Annotated in this window: 17 protein-coding genes; 3 read left to right on the forward strand and 14 right to left on the reverse strand. The window is 68.9% G+C overall.

All coding sequences use genetic code 11. The features are described 5' to 3' along the window. Positions 1-15: 15 nt before the first annotated feature. The 9 genes from FG99_RS19875 to FG99_RS19915 form a co-directional block, all read right to left on the reverse strand. Positions 16-876, reverse strand: a complete 861-nt coding sequence (locus tag FG99_RS19875; protein WP_081884678.1) for an SDR family NAD(P)-dependent oxidoreductase — start codon at positions 874-876, stop codon at positions 16-18. A gap of 95 nt (positions 877-971) precedes the next feature. Continuing rightward, positions 972-1,229, reverse strand: coding sequence for a DUF1329 domain-containing protein (locus FG99_RS33310; protein ID WP_043272014.1), 258 nt, complete (start codon positions 1,227-1,229; stop codon positions 972-974). A gap of 499 nt (positions 1,230-1,728) precedes the next feature. Continuing rightward, positions 1,729-2,688 (reverse strand): quinone oxidoreductase family protein, encoded by a 960-nt coding sequence (locus FG99_RS19885; protein WP_043272015.1) that lies wholly within the window; start codon positions 2,686-2,688, stop codon positions 1,729-1,731. Between the two features lie 43 nt (positions 2,689-2,731). Continuing rightward, entirely contained in the window at positions 2,732-3,505 is a 774-nt protein-coding gene (locus tag FG99_RS19890; protein ID WP_043272016.1) for an ABC transporter ATP-binding protein, read from the reverse strand. A gap of 229 nt (positions 3,506-3,734) precedes the next feature. Beyond that, positions 3,735-4,979 (reverse strand): MFS transporter, encoded by a 1,245-nt coding sequence (locus FG99_RS19895; protein ID WP_043272017.1) that lies wholly within the window; start codon positions 4,977-4,979, stop codon positions 3,735-3,737. Between the two features lie 30 nt (positions 4,980-5,009). Next, the gene (locus FG99_RS19900; protein ID WP_043272018.1) at positions 5,010-6,362 is read right to left on the reverse strand and encodes an outer membrane beta-barrel protein; all 1,353 of its coding nucleotides are present in this window, start codon (positions 6,360-6,362) and stop codon (positions 5,010-5,012) included. A 65-nt stretch (positions 6,363-6,427) separates the two neighbouring features. Continuing rightward, on the reverse strand, positions 6,428-8,059 hold the full coding sequence (locus tag FG99_RS19905) for a bifunctional 3-(3-hydroxy-phenyl)propionate/3-hydroxycinnamic acid hydroxylase MhpA (protein WP_043272019.1): 1,632 nt from the start codon (positions 8,057-8,059) through the stop codon (positions 6,428-6,430). A gap of 105 nt (positions 8,060-8,164) precedes the next feature. Then, entirely contained in the window at positions 8,165-9,085 is a 921-nt protein-coding gene (locus FG99_RS19910; RefSeq protein ID WP_043272020.1) for a VOC family protein, read from the reverse strand. Positions 9,086-9,160: 75 nt separating this feature from the next. Next, on the reverse strand, positions 9,161-9,994 hold the full coding sequence (locus tag FG99_RS19915; protein ID WP_043272021.1) for a fumarylacetoacetate hydrolase family protein: 834 nt from the start codon (positions 9,992-9,994) through the stop codon (positions 9,161-9,163). 172 nt (positions 9,995-10,166) lie between these two features. On the opposite strand from FG99_RS19915, the gene FG99_RS19920 reads away from it, so the two are divergent. Next, positions 10,167-10,871 carry a GntR family transcriptional regulator gene (locus FG99_RS19920; RefSeq protein WP_043272022.1) on the forward strand — a complete coding sequence of 235 codons (705 nt, stop codon included), beginning with the start codon at positions 10,167-10,169 and terminating at the stop codon, positions 10,869-10,871. A gap of 12 nt (positions 10,872-10,883) precedes the next feature. Here the strand turns inward: FG99_RS19920 and FG99_RS19925 are convergent, their stop codons facing one another. After that, a complete protein-coding gene (locus FG99_RS19925) occupies positions 10,884-11,774 on the reverse strand; it encodes a LysR substrate-binding domain-containing protein (RefSeq protein ID WP_009623090.1) in 891 nt (296 codons plus the stop codon). Positions 11,775-11,881: 107 nt separating this feature from the next. Here FG99_RS19925 and FG99_RS19930 point away from each other — a divergent pair, with 107 nt between their 5' ends. Continuing rightward, positions 11,882-12,457: a nuclear transport factor 2 family protein gene (locus tag FG99_RS19930; RefSeq protein ID WP_009623091.1), complete on the forward strand. Its 576-nt coding sequence runs from the start codon at positions 11,882-11,884 to the stop codon at positions 12,455-12,457. Between the two features lie 59 nt (positions 12,458-12,516). Further along, positions 12,517-13,395 carry an alpha/beta hydrolase gene (locus tag FG99_RS19935; protein WP_043272023.1) on the forward strand — a complete coding sequence of 293 codons (879 nt, stop codon included), beginning with the start codon at positions 12,517-12,519 and terminating at the stop codon, positions 13,393-13,395. A 60-nt stretch (positions 13,396-13,455) separates the two neighbouring features. Here FG99_RS19935 and FG99_RS19940 read toward each other — a convergent pair whose 3' ends face one another. The 4 genes from FG99_RS19940 to FG99_RS19955 all read right to left on the reverse strand — a co-directional run bounded on the left by FG99_RS19940 (position 13,456) and on the right by FG99_RS19955 (position 16,755). Continuing rightward, positions 13,456-14,817, reverse strand: a complete 1,362-nt coding sequence (locus FG99_RS19940) for an outer membrane beta-barrel protein (protein ID WP_043272024.1) — start codon at positions 14,815-14,817, stop codon at positions 13,456-13,458. Positions 14,818-14,914: 97 nt separating this feature from the next. Beyond that, the gene (locus FG99_RS19945; RefSeq protein WP_043272025.1) at positions 14,915-15,292 is read right to left on the reverse strand and encodes a nuclear transport factor 2 family protein; all 378 of its coding nucleotides are present in this window, start codon (positions 15,290-15,292) and stop codon (positions 14,915-14,917) included. Continuing rightward, complete coding sequence (locus FG99_RS19950) at positions 15,282-16,166, reverse strand: fumarylacetoacetate hydrolase family protein (RefSeq protein ID WP_043272026.1); 885 nt, start codon at positions 16,164-16,166, stop codon at positions 15,282-15,284. Before FG99_RS19950 ends, FG99_RS19945 begins: the two co-directional genes overlap by 11 nt. A gap of 10 nt (positions 16,167-16,176) precedes the next feature. Next, positions 16,177-16,755 carry a VOC family protein gene (locus FG99_RS19955; protein WP_043272027.1) on the reverse strand — a complete coding sequence of 193 codons (579 nt, stop codon included), beginning with the start codon at positions 16,753-16,755 and terminating at the stop codon, positions 16,177-16,179. Between the last annotated feature and the right edge of the window lie 21 nt (positions 16,756-16,776).

Raw genomic sequence — 16,776 nt, forward strand, 5'->3', positions numbered from 1 at the left:
CCCGCGCCCGGCGTCTCAGTCCGCCGCCTCGACCTTGTCCATGCGCGCCCGCATGATCCGCTGCATCAGCCGCGGCGACAGGCGCTGCAGCAGCCAGCCGACGCCCACCTCGCTGCGCGGGGTGACGCAGAACAGCCGCCCCTTGCTGATGTCCGTGAGCACGTCCGCCGCCACCCGGTCGGGCGACACGCCGCGCCGCGCGTAGTACTCGACGGCCCGCGACTGCCGCTGCTCGGCGCCGGCCCCGCGCATGCGGGTGTTGCGGATGATGGCGGTGTCGATGGTGCCCGGGCAGAGGATGGTGACGTCGACGTTGCGCCCGGCCAGTTCCGCCGCCAGCGACTGCGACAGCCCGACCACCGCGTGTTTGGAGGCGCAGTAGGGCGCGGTGCGCGGCATCGGGATCAGCCCGGCGCCGGAGGCGGTGTTGACGATGTGCCCGCGCCCGGGCTGCGCCAGCATGCGCGGCAGAAAGGCGTGGATGCCGTGCACCACGCCCATCAGGTTGACCTCGAAGACCCAGCGCCAGTCGGACAGCTCGGTGTCCTCCACCCGCCCGGCATGGCCGACGCCGGCATTGTTGAACAGCAGGTCCACCCTGCCCTCGCGGGCATACACGCGCTCGGCGAAGGCCGCCAGCGCCGCGGCGTCGGTGACGTCCAGCGCCTCGCCGGCGGCATTGGACAACCCCTCGGCGACGCGCTGCGCCGCCGCGCCATCGACGTCGGTGCAGTACACCCGGGCGCCCAGCGCGCCCAGGCGCTGGGCGATGGCCCGGCCGATACCCGAGCCGGCGCCGGTGACCACGGCGATCTTGTTGTTGTAATAGCTGGCCAGTTTCGACAACGCGGCATCCTCCTCAGGATCGTTCGCCATACGGCGCCGCTGCGCACCCGGGCCATGCGCAAAGGCACGGCGGACGGCGCAACGGGCCCCACGCCTAAGGTGATTACCTTAAAAAGTGCAAGAGGTCAAACCCGTCGCAGCTCGCAGCGGTTGTCGTACTGGTCGACCTTGGCGATCGCCCGGCTGTCCTCGTCGATGAAGAAGTGCCGCCTGGCGTAGACGTGCCTGGCGCCGGCTGATGGCCGGGGTGGTGTACGTGCCTGCCGATGGGAAGCGCTGATCACAGTCTTGCCGACTACGCCGAAACGCTTTTCGTAGGATGGGTTGAGCCTTGGCGAAACCCATGCGGCCGTGGCGATGGGTATCGCTTCGCTCAACGCCATCCTACGACGCTCCAGGGTTGGCCTGGGCACACGGCCATGGCCTCGGTGTATCGGCGGATAACCGCGAACGGTTATTCGCCCTACGCTCCCGGAAGCCTCCGTCGCAGGAGCAGCTGTCTTGCCGGCTGCGCCGAAACGCTTTTCGTAGGATGGGTTGAGCCTTTGCGAAACCCATGCGGCCGTGGCGATGGGTATCGCTTCGCTCAACGCCATCCTACGACGCTCCAGGGTTGGCCTGGGCATACGGCCATGGCCTCGGCGTATCGGCGGATAACCGCGAACGGTTATTCGCCCTACGCTCCCGGGAACCTCCGTCGTAGGAGCGGACCTTGTCCGCGATAGCCGGTCGTCCCGGCGCGATTCGCGGATGAGATCCGCTCCTACACTGCCCACCCTCGCCATTCCAATGTAGGAGCGCGCCCTGCGCGCGAAATCGCGGGCAGGGCCCGCTCCTACAGGTTACCGGGAAGCATGGTATGCCTCCCCCGCGGCTAGCCGATCACAGGGTGAAGACGATGCGCTCGGCGGCGCTGCGCTGCCAGGCCGACTCGACCTCGCTCAGCGGCACCGCCTCGGCGTCCACCTTCAGCCCGGCCGGCTCGATGGCCCGCAGCAACTGGCCGATCACCTGCACCAGGCCTTCGTTGGACACGCTGCCCAGGCCGCTGCCGAGCAGTTCCAGGCCGGAGCTGCGCAGCGCGCCGGCGTTCAGCGGCAGGCTCGCCCCGGCGAGCGAGCCGATGTTGACGAAGCGCAGGCGCGGCGAGGCCTCGCCGCTGCCGTGGCTGGACGCGGCGTCGAGGATGCAGGCCGCCGGCGGGCCCCACAGGTAGTCCAGGACCACGTCGATGCCGCGGCCCTGGATTTCTTCGCGCAAGGCGGCGGTCAGTTGCTCGGCCGGCTGGTCGAGGCGGATGAAGTCGTCCGCGCCGAGGGCGCGCAGTTCCGCTTCCACCGCCGGGTTGCGCGCGGTGGCGACCACCCGCGAGGCGCCCAGGTGCCTGGCCACCTGGATGGCCAGGCGCCCGGAGGTGCCGGCGGCGCCGTTGACCAGTACGCTTTCGCCGGGCTTGAAGTGCGCGCGTTCCTGCAGCGCCGCCCAGGACGACATGCCGGGGTTGGCGATGGCCGCGGCGGTGATGTCGTCGATGCCGTCGGGCACCGCCACGCAGTAGCGCGCGTCCACCGCCACGGTCTCGGCCATGGCGCCGTGGGGCGCGCGGGGGAAGGCGAAGTACACGCGGGTGCCGTCTTCCAGCAGGCCCACGCCATCGACGCCGGGCACCGCCGGCAGGCTCCGGGGGCTGCTGTAGTGCTTGCCGCTGGCCTGGGCGCGCACCAGTTGGCTGAGGGCGGCGGCGCGCACGCGCACCAGCACCTCGCCGGCGGCGGCTGGCTGCGCCTCGAACTCGCCGTAGCGCGGCGGCTGGTCGAAGGCATGGACGATGGCGGCTTTCATTGGCTTTCTACTCCGAAGGTTCAGGGGAATCGGGATGCCGGCTTCAGGCGTGCCAGCAGCGGTACCAGCCGTCCTGCTCGTCGATGCGCAGCTCGGTCTGGTAGAGGTCGGACAGCCGGGCGCTGGTCAGCACCTCGGCCTTGGGCCCGTCGGCGACGACGCGGCCCTTGTCCAGCAGCACCACGCGCTCGATCTCGGGGATGACCTCGTCGATGTGGTGGGTGGTGATGATCATGGCGTGCGCCTCGCCGCAGAAGCGCCGCAGCAGCTTGAGCATGCCCAGGCTGGCGCCCATGTCCAGGCCGTTGGCCGGCTCGTCGAGGATCAGCGCGCGCGGCCGGTGGACCAGCGCGCGGGCCAGCAGCAGGCGGCGCTTCTGCCCGGTGGACAGGCGCTGGAACATGGTCCGCTCGTGGCCGGCCATCTCCACCACCGCCAGCAGCGCGCGGGCCTGCTCCAGTTGCTCGTCGCTGGGCTGCAGGTGGCCGTGGGCGCCGATCGAGCCGAAGAAGCCGGAGACCACCACGTCCAGGGCCTGGGTGTAGGGCGTGTAGTCGTCCTGCAGGTCCTGGGAGATGAAGCCGATGCGGCTGCGCAGGTCCCAGAGGTTGACGGTGTCGCTGCCGAACAGCCGCAGGTGGCTGCCCTCGCGCTCCACCGGGTACAGCTCGCGGCTGATCAGCTTGAGCAGGGTGCTCTTGCCGGCGCCGTTGGGGCCGAGGATGGCGACCTTCTCGCCATCGCCGATGTGCAGGGAAAAGCCGTCGAGCACGCGGGTCTGCTGCTGGAAGGCGGTGACGTTGTGGATGTCGATCATGAAGGGTTCGTCGTCGCGGGCGTGGGAATGCCGATACTACATCAGGTGGCACCGGGCGGCGCCGGCTCGTGACCGGCGCCGCCCAGGCCCTGCGCGAGGGAAGGAACATCGACCGGCGCGGGTGGCGCCGGCGATGGCATGCGCATCCCGCGCATGACGCGGACGAAGCCGGGACGGTGGGCCCGGCTCCGCCCTGCCGACATCCTGTCGGCGGTAACGGCCAGCGGTTTCAGGCCACGTCTCCGGCCTGCCCGACCGGCGCCTTGCGCCGCAGCGGCGCGGTCTCGCGCAGCAGGCTGGCGGCGGCAAGGCCGAGCGCCACGCCGCCCAGGGCCAGGTAGAGGGTGTACTGGATGCCATGGTGCTGGGCGATGTAGCCGGCCAGGGCCGGCGCCACGCCGCCGCCGAACACCTCGCCGATGCCCACCACCAGCCCGGTGGCGGTGGACACCAGGGGCAGCGGCACCGACTCGCCGGTGAGCGGGCCGACGGTCATGCAGATCATGCTGAAGTTGAAGAAGGTGGTGAGGAACAGCAGCGCGAACAGCGTCAGCGGCTCGGCCCCGGTGTGCATCAGCAGCCAGATGCAGGCGCCGGTGGCGACGAAGCTGCCCAGCACCACCGGCTTGCGTCCCAGGCGGTCGGAAAGCCCCGGCAGCACCAGCTGGCCGATGAAGCCGCCCAGGCCGATGGCGGACATGACGAAGCCCATCTGCTGCACGCCCAGGTGCAGGTAGTCGGTGAGGTAGTTGGGCATCATCACGCTGAGCACGAACAGGCTGGTGAGCATGCAGAACATGCCGAGGATGTTCAGCGGCACGTTGCGGTAGCGCAGCGCGTCCAGCCAGCGGCCCTGCTCCTGGGGCGCCTCGGCGGCCGCCGGCGCGCGGGTCTCGCGCAGGCGGCGGTACATGAACCAGGCGAGCAGGAAGCCGGGCAGCGAGACCACCACGAACACCCAGCGCCAGGACGGCAGCACCAGCAGCAGCTGGGTGGCGAGGATCGGCGCCAGGCCCAGGCCGAGGATCGGGAAGAAGGCCTGCTGGATGCCGATGTTCAGCCCGCGCCGCGACGGGTGCGAGGACTCCGCGGTGGCGGCGATGGCGGTGGGCGTGAAGGCGCCCTCGGAGACGCCCATCACCGCGCGGATCAGCAGCAGCGCGGCGACGCCGTTGGCCAGCCCGGACAGCCCGGCCAGCAGGGAGAACAGCAGCACCGCGGGGATCAGCACCTTGCGCCGGCCGATGCGGTCGGACAGCCGGCCCATGAAGATCGAGGAAATCCCCCAGGCGATGGCGAGGACCGCCGAGATGTTGCCCAGGTCCTGATAGTCCAGGTGCAGCTCGCTCATCATCACCGGGAACAGCGGCAGGATGATGAAGCGGTCCAGGCCGACCAGGCCGAAGCCCAGGGCGAGCATGGCCACGGCCGTGTATTCGTAGCGCGCATTCCACTTGTTGTCGTTGTTGTGCATGGCATGGGTACTCGGGACGTTGGCGGGCGGTCAGAAGTAGAACAGCGCTTCGACCATGGTGGAGAGTTGCGAGCGGTCGCGGCCGTTGCCGTAGGGGCGGTCGTGGTCGCGGGGGTCGAACCAGTCGTAGCGCAGCTCCGGGCGCAGCGAGAGGTTGCCGGTCACGTCCCAGCGCAGGCCGGTGGTGAGGGCGTTGTAGTCGCCGCGGGCGGTGCTGGTGGGGAACAGGATGAAGCCGTCCGGGTCGCTGAAATGCTCGCCGCGCAGGGAGAAGGACAGGTCCGGGCGGTACTGGTAGGTGACTACCGCATTGGCGCCCCACCAGCGGGCGCCGTCGAAGCCGGGGCCGTTCACCACGTCCACGGTGGAGGCCTTGCCGTCGCCGGCCTGGTGGCCGTAGACCAGCTCGGCGCCCATGGACCAGCGCTCGTCGAACCTGTGCCAGCCGTTGAGCGAGTGCTGCTGCTTGAGCTGGCCGCTGTCGGCGACCAGCCGCGCGGTCGGCGCCTGCACGTCGGAGAAGCTGTCGTTCTGCTCGTCGCCGACGATGAACTCGTAGTCGAGCCAGGTGTTCATGTCCGGCGCGCGCCAGCGCAGGGCGCCCATCAGCGACTTGCCGTCGTTGTTGTCGCGCAGGTTGTTCCAGCCCTGCACCACGCCCAGCTCCAGGCCGAGGATGCCGCTGTCGTCGTTGAGCAGGCGGGTGCCGACCAGCACCCCGGAGACGGTGCCCGGCTCGCTGACGAAGGCGTAGGTCTTGCTGGCGAAGGGGTTGCGCGCCTGGCGGATGTTCGGCGGGATCTCGTAGCCCATTGCCGGGCCGAACACCCCGGCCATGAAGTTGAAGCCCGGGCCGTAGGGCACGTAGGCGGTGGCGGCGATGTTGGGGATGGCGAGGAAGCGGTCCTTGTCCTTCTGCGCCTTGGCGGCGTCGTCCTCGTTCATGTTCCAGTGCATGTCCCAGCCGAAGGTCCGGGCGAACTGGGCGTTGCGCCCGTAGTTGGCCTCGAAGGTGAAACCGAAGGCGAAGTCCTCCGGCTTGGGCCCCGGCAACGGGGTGATGCGCGGCACGAAGGTGCCCTTGAGCGCCTTGTCGACGAACAGGTGCAGGCTGCCCCACTCCAGGCCCTCGTCGGACATGCCGGTGAGCGGCAGGTTGCTCAGGCCGTCCTCGCGTTCGTCGTGGGTGGAGCGGTTGTTGCGCGCGTAGGCGATGTCCAGCAGGCCGGAAACCGTAATGCCGTAGTCGCGCTCCAGGCTGTCGCCGAAGAGGCCCTTGAACAGAGCGCCCTCCCCCGGCGCCGGCGCCTCGGCGGCATGGCATTCGACGATCGCCAGGGCGGCCAGGACCGTACCAAGCGTTTTCACCTTGATGTTGAGCATGCTTCTGTCTCTTGTTGTTGTTTTCAGAGGGGTGCCGCGGGGGAGTGCCCCGCGGCAGAAGGGACCTAGACCTGGGCGGCGAGCGGCCGCCGCGCCTCGCGCAGCGCGCCGCCCTGGCCCTGCTGCAGCGCCAGGTCGCGGCGCAGCGCGTCGAGCAGTTGCGGCAGTTCGCTGGCGTGGCCGATGCCGCCGTAGATGTAGAAGTCCGGGCGCACCAGCACCGCCTGCAGCCCGGCGGCGCGGAGGAACTGGTGGTACTTGCCGGACAGGTCGCGGCAGGTGCCTGGCGCGCCATCCTCGCTCAGGCGCACGGCCTTCACTTCCAGCTGTTCGAGCAGCGCCTTGTGCGCCTCGTCCAGCCCGGCCAGCGGGTCGTCGCCGATGCTCACCAGGTGGAAACCGCGGCCGAAGGCGTCGTCGTAGCGCTGGCGGCGCTCGTCGCGCTCGATCTCGCCGTGTACGCCCAGGCAGCCGGCCGGGCCCAGGGCGCGGCCGTTGCGTTCGTCCTTGTGCACCACGCCGTCGACCAGGCCGGGGAACGGCGGCAGCGGCGGCACCTGGCCGGAAAGGAAGGCGGCATCGCGCTCGGCGGCCTTCTGCGGGTCGGCCACGCAGACCACCTTGCCCATTTCCACCGAGGCGTCGATCACCGCGCGGATCTGCGGCTTGCGCTCCAGGGTGTAGCTGTCCAGCAGCTGCTCCGAGCAGATGCCGCGGAAGATCAGGTCCAGGCGCCAGGACAGGTTCCAGGCATCGCGGATGCCCGAGCACATGCCCTGGCCCATGAACGGCGGCATCAGGTGCGCGGCGTCGCCGGCCAGCAGCACGCGGCCGTGGCGCCAGGTCTGGGCGATGCGCGAGCGGAACTGGTAGACGGCGTGGCGCACCAGGCTGGCGGTGTCCGGGGTGACCCAGGGCGCCAGCAGTTCCCAGACCTTCTCGGTGCTCTGCAGGTCCTCGATGCTCTCGTGGGGCAGGCGCATGAATTCCCAGCGGCGGTAGCCGGGGCCGCCGGGGACCATGGTGGTCGGCCGCGCCGGGTTGCACCACTGGCCGATGTCCGGCACATCCAGCTCGACGCCGGGCTTGGGCTGCAGGTCGACCACCAGCCAGTCTTCCTGGAAGCCCAGGTCCTGCCAGTCGATGCCACATTCGCGGCGCACCACGCTGTTGGCGCCGTCGGCGCCGATCACGTAGCGGGCGCGCACGCTGCACTGCTCGGTGGCCTGCGCCGCGTCGCCGCGCTGGGTGCGTTGCATGCGCAGCTCGCAACCCTGCGCGTCCTGGCTCAGCCCCAGCACTTCCCAGCCCTGGTGGACCTCGACGTTGGCGATGGCCTTGGCCCGGCGGTCGAGGATGGCCTCCAGGCCCGGCTGGTTGAACAGGTAGCCGAAGGGGCCGTCGCTGATCGACTCGGCCGACCAGTCGATTTCCACCAGCACCTTCCAGTCGGCGTTGAACCACTGGTAGCAGGCCGAGGGCTGGGAAATCTCCTGCAGCTCCTCTTCCAGGCCCATCATGCGGAATACGCGGCGGATCTCGTGGTCGTGGAACACCGCGCGCGGCAGCGGGTAGAGGGACTGCCAGCGCTCGTACACGGCGACGCTGTAGCCCAGGTTGCCGAGGAGGATGGCGAGGGTCTGGCCGACCGGGCCGTAGCCGACGATGGCCACGTCATGGATCTTGTTTTCGTTCATCTGTGCTGACCTGAAACCGGGTGGGTTTTGGGCAAGCCGCTCCCCGCCTCCCTGCGCGGCAGGAAAGTGCTAGGGACCGGGGAGCGGCCTGCGTCGCTGGGGGCGCTAGCTTTTGGCCGGCGCGCTGTCCGTCTCGGTGTTGACGACGAAGTACTCGGGGACGCTGGGGCCCCAGAGGTACAGCGAGTTCTCGGGCGGGAAGTCGCCGGCCGGCCACTGGCTGCCGGCGTCGATGAAGTCCATGTCCGCCGAGTACTCGCAGAACGAGCCCCAGGGGTCGCGGACGTAGTGGAAGTAGTTGGAGCCCAGGCAGTGCCGCCCGGTGCCCCAGCCCTCGCGGTAGCCGGCGTTGGCCATCTGCTCGGCGCCGTTGCCGACCTCGTCGACGCCGTCGACCTCCCAGGCGGCGTGGTGGAAGCCCTTGGCGCCGCTCTTGCAGAAGGCCACCAGGTGGTGGTCGCAGCCGTGCGGGGCGTGGGTGAAGGCGATGATGTCCTGGGAATGGTCGGACAGCCGCAGGCCCAGGGCCCGCTCGTAGAAGGTGACGGCCTGGGGCACGTCGGGGCTGAACAGCAGCACGTGGGACAGCCGCCGCGGGCGTACCCGGGCCACTTCGTCGCGGGTGCCGACGCCGCGCACGGCGGGCCGTACCGGCGCCGCGGCGTGCTTGCTGTCGGGCATGTGCTTGGCGCCGACCCTGACCTGCAGCAGGTTGCCGTCGGGGTCGCGGAACCAGAAACCCTCGCCGTCGCCGGCCTCGAAGCGCGCGCCGGCGACCTCGGCCTGCTGGCGCAGGGCCTCGTAGTCCTCGGCGAAGCAGTTGAAGCTCAGGTAGGCCAGGCTCTTGCGCGGGCCCTGCAGCATCCGCGCCCAGCGGTGGCCGTCGGCGGCGCGCAGTTCCAGGGCATCCGCGGTTTCGCCGACTTCCAGGCCGAAGCTGGCGAAGAAGGTCCGCGCCTCGGCCAGCGAGGGCACGAACAGCGCGTAATGATCGATCGAATGCACACTGCGGGGAGTGACAGTCATGATCGCCTCCGTTTGTTGTTCTTGTCGTCGAAGCCTCGGAGCGGGAGGCTTCGATCTGGCCGGGAATGCCCGGGGTCAGGCTTCGTCCACCACCGGGTTGACCAGGGTGCCGATGCCTTCGATGGACACTTCCACCACGTCGCCGGCCTTCAGGTAGACCTTCGGGTCCATGCCGAAGCCGACGCCGGCCGGGGTGCCGCTGACGATCACGTCGCCCGCTTCGAGGGTCACCGCCTCGCTGAGGGTGGAGATGATGGTGGCCACGTCGAACAGCATGTCCTCGGTGTTGGCCGATTGCACCACCTTGCCGTTGACGCGGGTCTGCAGCAGCAGGCCCTTGCCGCCGGCCGGCAGTTCGTCGGCGGTCACAAGGTCCGGGCCGAAGGCGCCGGTGTCGTCGAAGTTCTTGCCCACGGTCCACTGCGGCGACTTGAACTGGTACTCGCGCACCGAGCCCTCGTTGAACAGCGCGTAGCCGGCCACGTGCTGCAGCGCCTGCTCCTTGGCAATGTGCCGGCCGCCGCTCTTGAGCACCACGGCCATCTCGCCCTCGTAGTCCAGGGTGTCGGAGATGCGCGGGCGCACCAGCGGCTGGTTGTGGGCGATCAGGCTGCTGTTGAAGCGCGGGAACAGCGTCGGGTAGTCCGGCTGGGCGTAGGGCGATTCCTTGGTGTGGTCGGCGTAGTTCAGGCCAACGCAGACGATCTTGCCGGGCTTCTTCATCAGCGGCAGGTAGTCCTGCTCGCCGATCTGCACCAGCGGCCCCTGCGCCTCGGCGCCGTAGGTGGCCAGGTCCACGCCGCGCTCCAGCAGCGACTCCAGGGTTTCCTCGCCGAGGACCCGGACGCCTTCGGCAGTACGCACGCCCAGTACCGGGCGGCCTTGGTGAGTGAAGCGAACGTAGCGCATGGAGCTGACCTCTTGTTGTGGTTCGTGACGACCGCCAGGCAGTGCGGTATGGGCCCTAAGCTAATCCGAGGAAAATATGCCGTCAACGATAAAATATATTTTTTCAGAATTATCGATAAAAGGCCGCCATGTGTATCATCTGCCTCATCCGTCATCACCCGTGGTAAAGCCCATGAACCGAGCCGAACGCTGGGCACAGCAGCCCGAAGTCTCGGAAAAGCGCACCATGGCCTCGCAACTGGAGGCCAGGGTCCGCGAAGACATCATCAACGGCCGCCTGGCGCCGGGCAGCCGCCTGCGCCTGAAGGAGCTGGCCGAGCACTACGACGCCGGCGTCATCCCCCTGCGCGAGGCGCTGTCGCGCCTGGCCGCCAGTGGTTTCGTCAGCGCCGAGGACCAGAAGGGTTTCAGCGTCGGGCGCATCTCCGCGGAGGAAATCCGCGACATCACCCACACCCGCCTGCTCATCGAATGCCAGGCCCTGGCCGAGTCCATCCGCAACGGCGACCTGGAGTGGGAAAGCCGGCTGATCGCCGCCCACCACCGCCTGGACCGCCTGCCCATCGTCGAAGGCCCGGAACGGCTGATGAAGCCGGAATGGGAGAACGCCCACGAGGCCTTCCACGAGGCGCTGATCGCCAACTGCCGCTCGCCCTGGCTGCGGCGCCTGTCGCACATGCTGCGCGACCAGACCGCGCGCTACCGCATGCTCTCGGTGCACTACAACGACAGCGCCAGCCGCGACGTCCCCGGCGAACACCGCGAACTGCTCGACGCCGCCCTGGCGCGCGACGTGGACAAGGCCTGCGCGCTGCTGGCGCAGCACTACGAGACCACCACCCGCAGCGTGCTGGCCCATGAGGCGTTGAAGGGCTAACCGGCCCCGGACTCACTCGCCGGCCAGCCCCTGGCGGGCGATGCCCAGGAAGGCGCGCACGGCGCCGCCGGTTTCCTCGTTGCGGCTGACCAGCAGCAGGTCGGCCTGCGGTTCCATGCCGCCGAGCCGGCGGTAGGCCACCCCCGGGATGTGCACCTGCAGCAGCGGCTCGGGCACCAGCGCCACGCCCATGCCGGCGGCCACCAGCGCCAGCACGCTGAGGGTGCTGCTGGTGCGGTGCACCTTGGGCTCGCGCCCCAGCGCCCGGCGCAGGCCGCCGAGCATGTTCTCGTCGGCGCCGTGGGCGGCATAGACGATCAGCGGTTCCGCGCCGAGCATCGACACCTGCAGCGGCTGGGCATCGACCAGCGGATGGCTGTCGGGCATGGCCACCAGCAGCGGCCAGGTGCCGATGCGCTCGAAGCACAGCGAGTCGTCGACGATCTGCCCGCCGTGGCTGGGGGCGTAGCCGATATCCAGCTGGCCGGCCTGGATCGCCTCGACCTGCAGGTGCGGCGCCAGTTCGCGCAGCACCACCTCGGCCTCCGGGTAGACGGCGTGGAAGGCCCGCACGTCCGCCATCAGCCGGCCGCTGAACACGGCGTTGCCGGCGAAGCCGATGCGCACCGTGCCCATCTCCCCGCGCAGCGCCCGCTGCACCGTGCGCTGGGCGTGTTCAGCCTGGGCCAGGGTGCGTTCGGCCTCGCCACGCAGCATCCGCCCGGCCTCGGTCAGTTCCACCCGGCGGCTGGTGCGCACGAACAGCGGGCCGCCGAGTTCCTCTTCCAGGGCGCGTATCTGCATGCTCAGCGCCGACTGCACGATGTGCAGGCGCTGGGCGGCGCGGCCGAAATGGCCTTCCTCGGCGACGGCGAGGAAGTAGCGCAGGTGACGCAGGTCCATGGGCATATCCTTCATAATTAGTGATTGATCGTTCAGATCAATCTATTTGAGTTCGCTACCGCGCGGGAAGATGCTGAAGCGATTTCCCACAAGCAAGAGAACACGCCATGCACAGTTACCTGGAAGACCGTCTGCAGATCACCGACCTGATCACCGGCTGGATCCACCGCGACCTCGGCCAATGGGAGCGCCTGGCCGGGCTGTTCCACCCGGACGGGGTGATCGAGGTCACCTGGTTCGAAGGCCCCTTCTCCGACTTCATCGAAGGCTCGCGGCGCATGGGCGCCTCCGACCTGCGCACCAAGCACCTGATCGGCACCCCGGTGGTGGAGATGAACGGCGAACGCGCCATCGTCGAGACCAACGCGGTGATAGTCGCCGAGAACGTGCGCCTGGGCCTGGGCTGCAGCGTGCACAACCGCTTCTACGACCTGGCGGAAAAACGCGACGGCCAGTGGAAGCTGCTCAAGCGCCAGAGCATCTACGACATGGGCGGCTTCAGCTTCCCGCGCGGGCCGGTGGCGGTCGAGGCGCAGGTGCTGGAGCGCTATCCGCGCGAGTATGCGCCCCTGGCCTACCTGCTGGAGAAAAGCGGCTTCCCGCTGGGCCGGACCTTCGCCACCCGCGGCAGCGAGCTGGAACGCTCCATGCGGCAGGCGGCCCAGGCCTGGCTCGCCGCCTAGCCTTCGCCCGGCGCCAAAGGATCGGAAAACCACAACAACAAGAAGAGGAGCGAAAAACCATGTGCAAGCAGGACTATGTCTTCCGCGGGCTGGGCGTCACGCTGTCCGGCCGCGGACGGATACCGGAGGCCGAAAGCCCGGACCGGCATCCGCTGATCATCGCCATCCACGGCGGCACCTATTCCTCCCGCTACTTCGACGTGGCGGGCTATTCGCTGCTGGACCGGGCGCAGGCGCAACAGCTGCCGATCTTCGCCATCGACCGTCCGGGCTACGGCCTGAGCGCGGACTACGCCGCCAACGCGCCAAGCATCATGGACAACGCGGAGATTCTCGACTCGGCCATCCATGGCCTGTGGCACAGCTATTCGCACAAGGCCTGCGGCATCGTCCTGGTCGGCCACTCGATCGGCGGGGCCATCACCATCGCCATCGCCGCGCGCCAACCGTCCTGGCCGCTGCTGGGCATCGCCATCTCCGGCGTCGGGCTCGACCCGGTGCCGGCCTCCAAGGACAAGTGGAACCAGGTGCCCGCGGAACAGGCCCTGGTCAGCGTGCCGCCGGAGGCGATGGACGGGTTCTTCTTCGGCCCGTCGGGCACCTACGAGCAAGGCGTCATGCCGCAGGCCAGCTACGGAGCGAGCGCCCCTGCCCCGCGCAGCGAACTGATCGACATCGGCATGCACTGGCCGAAGCAGGTCGGCCGGCTGGCTGCGCAGGTCAAGGTGCCGGTGCACTACCGGCAGCCCGAGTTCGAACAGCTGTGGCCGGTGGACGAGGCGACCATCCAGCGTTTCGCCGATGCCTTCGTCAACTGCCCGGAGATGGATGCGGCGCTGTTCAGGGACGCCGGCCACTGCATCGATTTCCACCGCTCGGGCGAGGCCTTCCAGTTGCAGCAACTGGCGTTCGCCAGGCGCTGCGCCGCCCGCGCATAGGTCCCGGGCCGGCAGAAAAGCCCTGGCAGCTTGGGCTGCCAGGGCTTTTTTCATTGATCGTCAGAAGTACAGGAGCGCTTCCACCATCGCCGTCAACTGGTCGCGGTCCCGGCCGTTGCCGAACGGGCGATCGTGTTCGCGGGCGTCGAACCAGTCATAGCGCAGCTCCGGGCGCAGCGAGAGGTTCTTGCTGACTTCGTAGCGGAAGCCGCTGGTGATGGCGTTGAAGTCCCCGCGGGCGGTGGTGGTGGGGAACAGCGTGAAGCCGTCCGGGTCGCTGAAATGCTCGCCGCGCACCGAGAACGACAGGTCGGGCCTGACCTGGTAGGTGACCACCGCGTTGACGCCCCACCAATGGGCGCCATCGAAGCCCGGCCCGGTGATGATGTCCACGGTCGATGGCTTGCCGTCGCCGTCCTGGCGGCCGTAGACCAGCTCCGCGCCCATCGACCAGCGCTCGTCGAAGCGGTGCCAGCCGTTCAGCGAATGCTGCTGCCGGAGCTGGCCGTCCGGGGAGATCAGCCGCGAGGTCGGCGCCTGGACGTCCTTGACGCTGTCGTTCTGCTGGTTGCCCAGCATGAACTCGTAGTCGACCCAGGTCTGCATGTCGGGCGTGCGCCAGCGCAGCGCACCGAACAGCGCCTTGTCGTCGTTGTTGTCGCGCAGGTTGCTCCAGCCCTGGGCCACGCCGAGTTCCACCCCCAGCAGCCCATGCGGACTGTCGAGCAGGCGGGTGCCCAGCATCACGCCGCTGACCGTCACCAGGTTGCTGACGAAGGCGTAGGTCCGGCTGGCGAAGGGGTTGCGGGCCAGGCGGATGTTCGGCGGAATCTCGTAGCCGAAGGCCGGGCCGAAGATGCCCGCCATGACGGTGAAGCCCTGCCCATAGGGCAGGTAGGCGGTAGCGGCCAGGTTGGGCATGGAGACGAAGTTCTGCCTGTCGCGCCGGGCCTTCTCGGTGTCGTCGTCGCCGGGCGAATTGACGTCCCAGTGCATGTCCCAGCCGAAGGCCCGGGAGAACTGGGCGTTGCGCCCGTACAGGGCTTCGAAGGTGAAACCGAAATCCGCCTGCTCGGGAGCCGGGCCCGGCAGCGGGGTGATGCGCGGGATGAAGTTGGCCTTCAGCGGCTTGTCGACGAACAGGTGCAGGCTGCCCAGCTCGAAGCCTTCGTCGGAAAAACCGGTGATGGGGAGGTTGCTGAGGCCGTCGCGGCGCTCGTCGTGGGTGGAGCGGTTGTTGCGGGAGTAGCCGATGTCGAGCAGGAAGGAGGTGGTGATGCCGTAGTCGCGTTGCAGGCCGTCGCCGAACAGGCTGCGGAACAGCGTGCCTTCGGCGGGCTCGCCGGCCGGCTCGGCGTGGCAATCGATTATCGCGAAGGCGGCCAGCACCGCACCCAGCGCTTTCACCCGGATGTTGTTCATGGAAGTGGACTCTTGTTGTTGTTCTGTCAGTGGGGTGGGTTCCGGCGTCCCTGCCGGCGCGGGCCGTCGCCGGCCCGCGAACTTGCATCGGTCTCCGTCAGAGGTTGGTGGCCTGGAAGGCGCACTGGCGCCAGCCGTCCTCCCCGCGCAGCCACACCTGGGTGGTGTAGGCCTTCATCAGCCGCTCCTCGCCGCTCTCGCGCAGGACGATGGCCTGCTCCAGGCGGCCGCTGGCGATGGCGGTGTCGCCGAACACGCGCACGCGCATGTCGCTGCGCTCGACGCTGAGGAAGTCGATGTGCCTGGCGACCATTTCCAGGTACTGCTCCTTGTCGTCCACCTTGCCGGTGGCGTGGACGTGCACCAGGGCGTCGTCCATCAGCGCCGCCAGGGTTTGCAGGTCGCGCTGCACCAGGGCGCGGCAGCGCTCGCTCTCTAGACGCAGGATTTCCTGCTGGATGGCTTCAGCGTGCATGGCCGTCTCCTGCCGCGCGCTCGGCGCGGACGATATTCTCGATGGCGCCCAGGCCGTCGATCTCCACCCGTACCCGGTCGCCCTCGCGCAGCCAGCGCGGCGGCTTGAAGCCCACGCCGACGCCGCCGGGGGTGCCGCTGAAGATCACGTCGCCCGGCTCCAGGGTCATCACCTTGGACAGGTGCTCCACCTGCTGGTAGCAGTCGAAGATCAGCTCGCGGGTGTTGGAGTCCTGGCGCTTCTCGTCGTTGATGAAGCAGCGGATGCCCAGTTCGTGCGGGTTGCCCAGCTCGTCCGGGGTGACCAGCCAGGGGCCGAAGGGCGCGTGGCCGTCGAACGACTTGCCGAGCACGAACTGCGAGGTGCGCAGTTGCCAGTCGCGCACGCTGACGTCGTTGCCCACGCAGTAGCCGAAGATCGCTTCGCGCGCCTGCTCGCGGCTGACGTGGCGGCAGCGCTTGCCGATCACGAAGACCATCTCGGCCTCGTAGTCCAGCTGCTCCGACACCCGCGGCAGGTCGATGGGCGCGTAGGGGCCGTTGGCCGCGGTGTTCATCATGGCGAACCACAGCTGGTCGGCCGGCGTGGCCATGCCCGACTCGGCGACGTGGTCGGCGTAGTTCAGGCCGATGCCGAGGATCTTGCCCGGGCGCGGCACCGGGGCCAGGAGAGTCACCTCATCGAGGGCGAAGTCCGCCTTCTGCAGCTGCGCCAAGCGCTGCAGCGGCTCCTGCCAGAGCTGCCATTCGCCGATCAGCCCGGCCATGTCGCGCGGCGCGGCGGACAGGTGGTCGGCGACGCGGATGATGCCCTCGCCGCTGACGATGCCGACGCCCACCAGGCCGCCGGGGGTCTTGAAGGTGCAGAGTTTCATGGTCGTTTCCTTATCCCAGTACGGTGCGGGTGCCGGTGGCGGCGGTGCCCAGCCGGCAGAGCTCGGCGTCGCTGGCGCCGCTGCGCCACAGCTCGACCATGGCGTCGGGGTCGAACTCCAGGCCGATGGGGTCGTTGGCGAAGGTTTCGCTGTGGAAGAAGGCCGCGGCGTCGGCGGCCTCGACGAAGTTGTCCACCTGCAGCTCGATGTCGTTGCCTTCCGGGTCGCGGAAGTACAGCGAGGTGGTCGGCCCGTGGTTGATGCACCAGTAGGGGCGGATGCCCTCTTCCTTCAGGCGCAGGTAGGTGTTGAGCAGGTCGGCGATGCTGGCGTAGCTGTAGGCGATGTGGTGCACGCCGGTGACCTCGTCGGACTTCGGCGGCAGGTGCGGCATGTTGAAGAAGGCCAGGCGGTGGTGCTCGTCGTCGTAGGTGATGAAGGTGAGGATGTCGTCCTCGAACACCAGTTCGGCCTGGAACAGCTTGCGGTACCAGTCGACCATGGCCTTGCGGTCGGCGCAGCGGAACACCAGGTGGGCCATTTTCATCGGCACGATGCGTTCGGCGGGCGTGGCTTGGGAAGCAGTCATCTCGGTTCTCCTTGTTGTCGT

This window comes from Pseudomonas sp. AAC (assembly GCF_000725445.1).
GTDB classification, from domain to species: Bacteria; Pseudomonadota; Gammaproteobacteria; order Pseudomonadales; family Pseudomonadaceae; genus Pseudomonas; species Pseudomonas citronellolis.

Excerpts from the sequence above, each read along its gene's own strand:
- FG99_RS19875 (WP_081884678.1), bottom strand. The coding sequence starts at position 876 with ATGGCGAACGATCCTGAGGAGGATGCCGCGTTGTCGAAACTGGCCAGC.
- FG99_RS33310 (WP_043272014.1), bottom strand. The coding sequence starts at position 1,229 with ATGGCGTTGAGCGAAGCGATACCCATCGCCACGGCCGCATGGGTTTCG.
- FG99_RS19885 (WP_043272015.1), bottom strand. The coding sequence starts at position 2,688 with ATGAAAGCCGCCATCGTCCATGCCTTCGACCAGCCGCCGCGCTACGGC.
- FG99_RS19890 (WP_043272016.1), bottom strand. The coding sequence starts at position 3,505 with ATGATCGACATCCACAACGTCACCGCCTTCCAGCAGCAGACCCGCGTG.
- FG99_RS19895 (WP_043272017.1), bottom strand. The coding sequence starts at position 4,979 with ATGCACAACAACGACAACAAGTGGAATGCGCGCTACGAATACACGGCC.
- FG99_RS19900 (WP_043272018.1), bottom strand. The coding sequence starts at position 6,362 with ATGCTCAACATCAAGGTGAAAACGCTTGGTACGGTCCTGGCCGCCCTG.
- FG99_RS19905 (WP_043272019.1), bottom strand. The coding sequence starts at position 8,059 with ATGAACGAAAACAAGATCCATGACGTGGCCATCGTCGGCTACGGCCCG.
- FG99_RS19910 (WP_043272020.1), bottom strand. The coding sequence starts at position 9,085 with ATGACTGTCACTCCCCGCAGTGTGCATTCGATCGATCATTACGCGCTG.
- FG99_RS19915 (WP_043272021.1), bottom strand. The coding sequence starts at position 9,994 with ATGCGCTACGTTCGCTTCACTCACCAAGGCCGCCCGGTACTGGGCGTG.
- FG99_RS19920 (WP_043272022.1), top strand. The coding sequence starts at position 10,167 with ATGAACCGAGCCGAACGCTGGGCACAGCAGCCCGAAGTCTCGGAAAAG.
- FG99_RS19925 (WP_009623090.1), bottom strand. The coding sequence starts at position 11,774 with ATGGACCTGCGTCACCTGCGCTACTTCCTCGCCGTCGCCGAGGAAGGC.
- FG99_RS19930 (WP_009623091.1), top strand. The coding sequence starts at position 11,882 with ATGCACAGTTACCTGGAAGACCGTCTGCAGATCACCGACCTGATCACC.
- FG99_RS19935 (WP_043272023.1), top strand. The coding sequence starts at position 12,517 with ATGTGCAAGCAGGACTATGTCTTCCGCGGGCTGGGCGTCACGCTGTCC.
- FG99_RS19940 (WP_043272024.1), bottom strand. The coding sequence starts at position 14,817 with ATGAACAACATCCGGGTGAAAGCGCTGGGTGCGGTGCTGGCCGCCTTC.
- FG99_RS19945 (WP_043272025.1), bottom strand. The coding sequence starts at position 15,292 with ATGCACGCTGAAGCCATCCAGCAGGAAATCCTGCGTCTAGAGAGCGAG.
- FG99_RS19950 (WP_043272026.1), bottom strand. The coding sequence starts at position 16,166 with ATGAAACTCTGCACCTTCAAGACCCCCGGCGGCCTGGTGGGCGTCGGC.
- FG99_RS19955 (WP_043272027.1), bottom strand. The coding sequence starts at position 16,755 with ATGACTGCTTCCCAAGCCACGCCCGCCGAACGCATCGTGCCGATGAAA.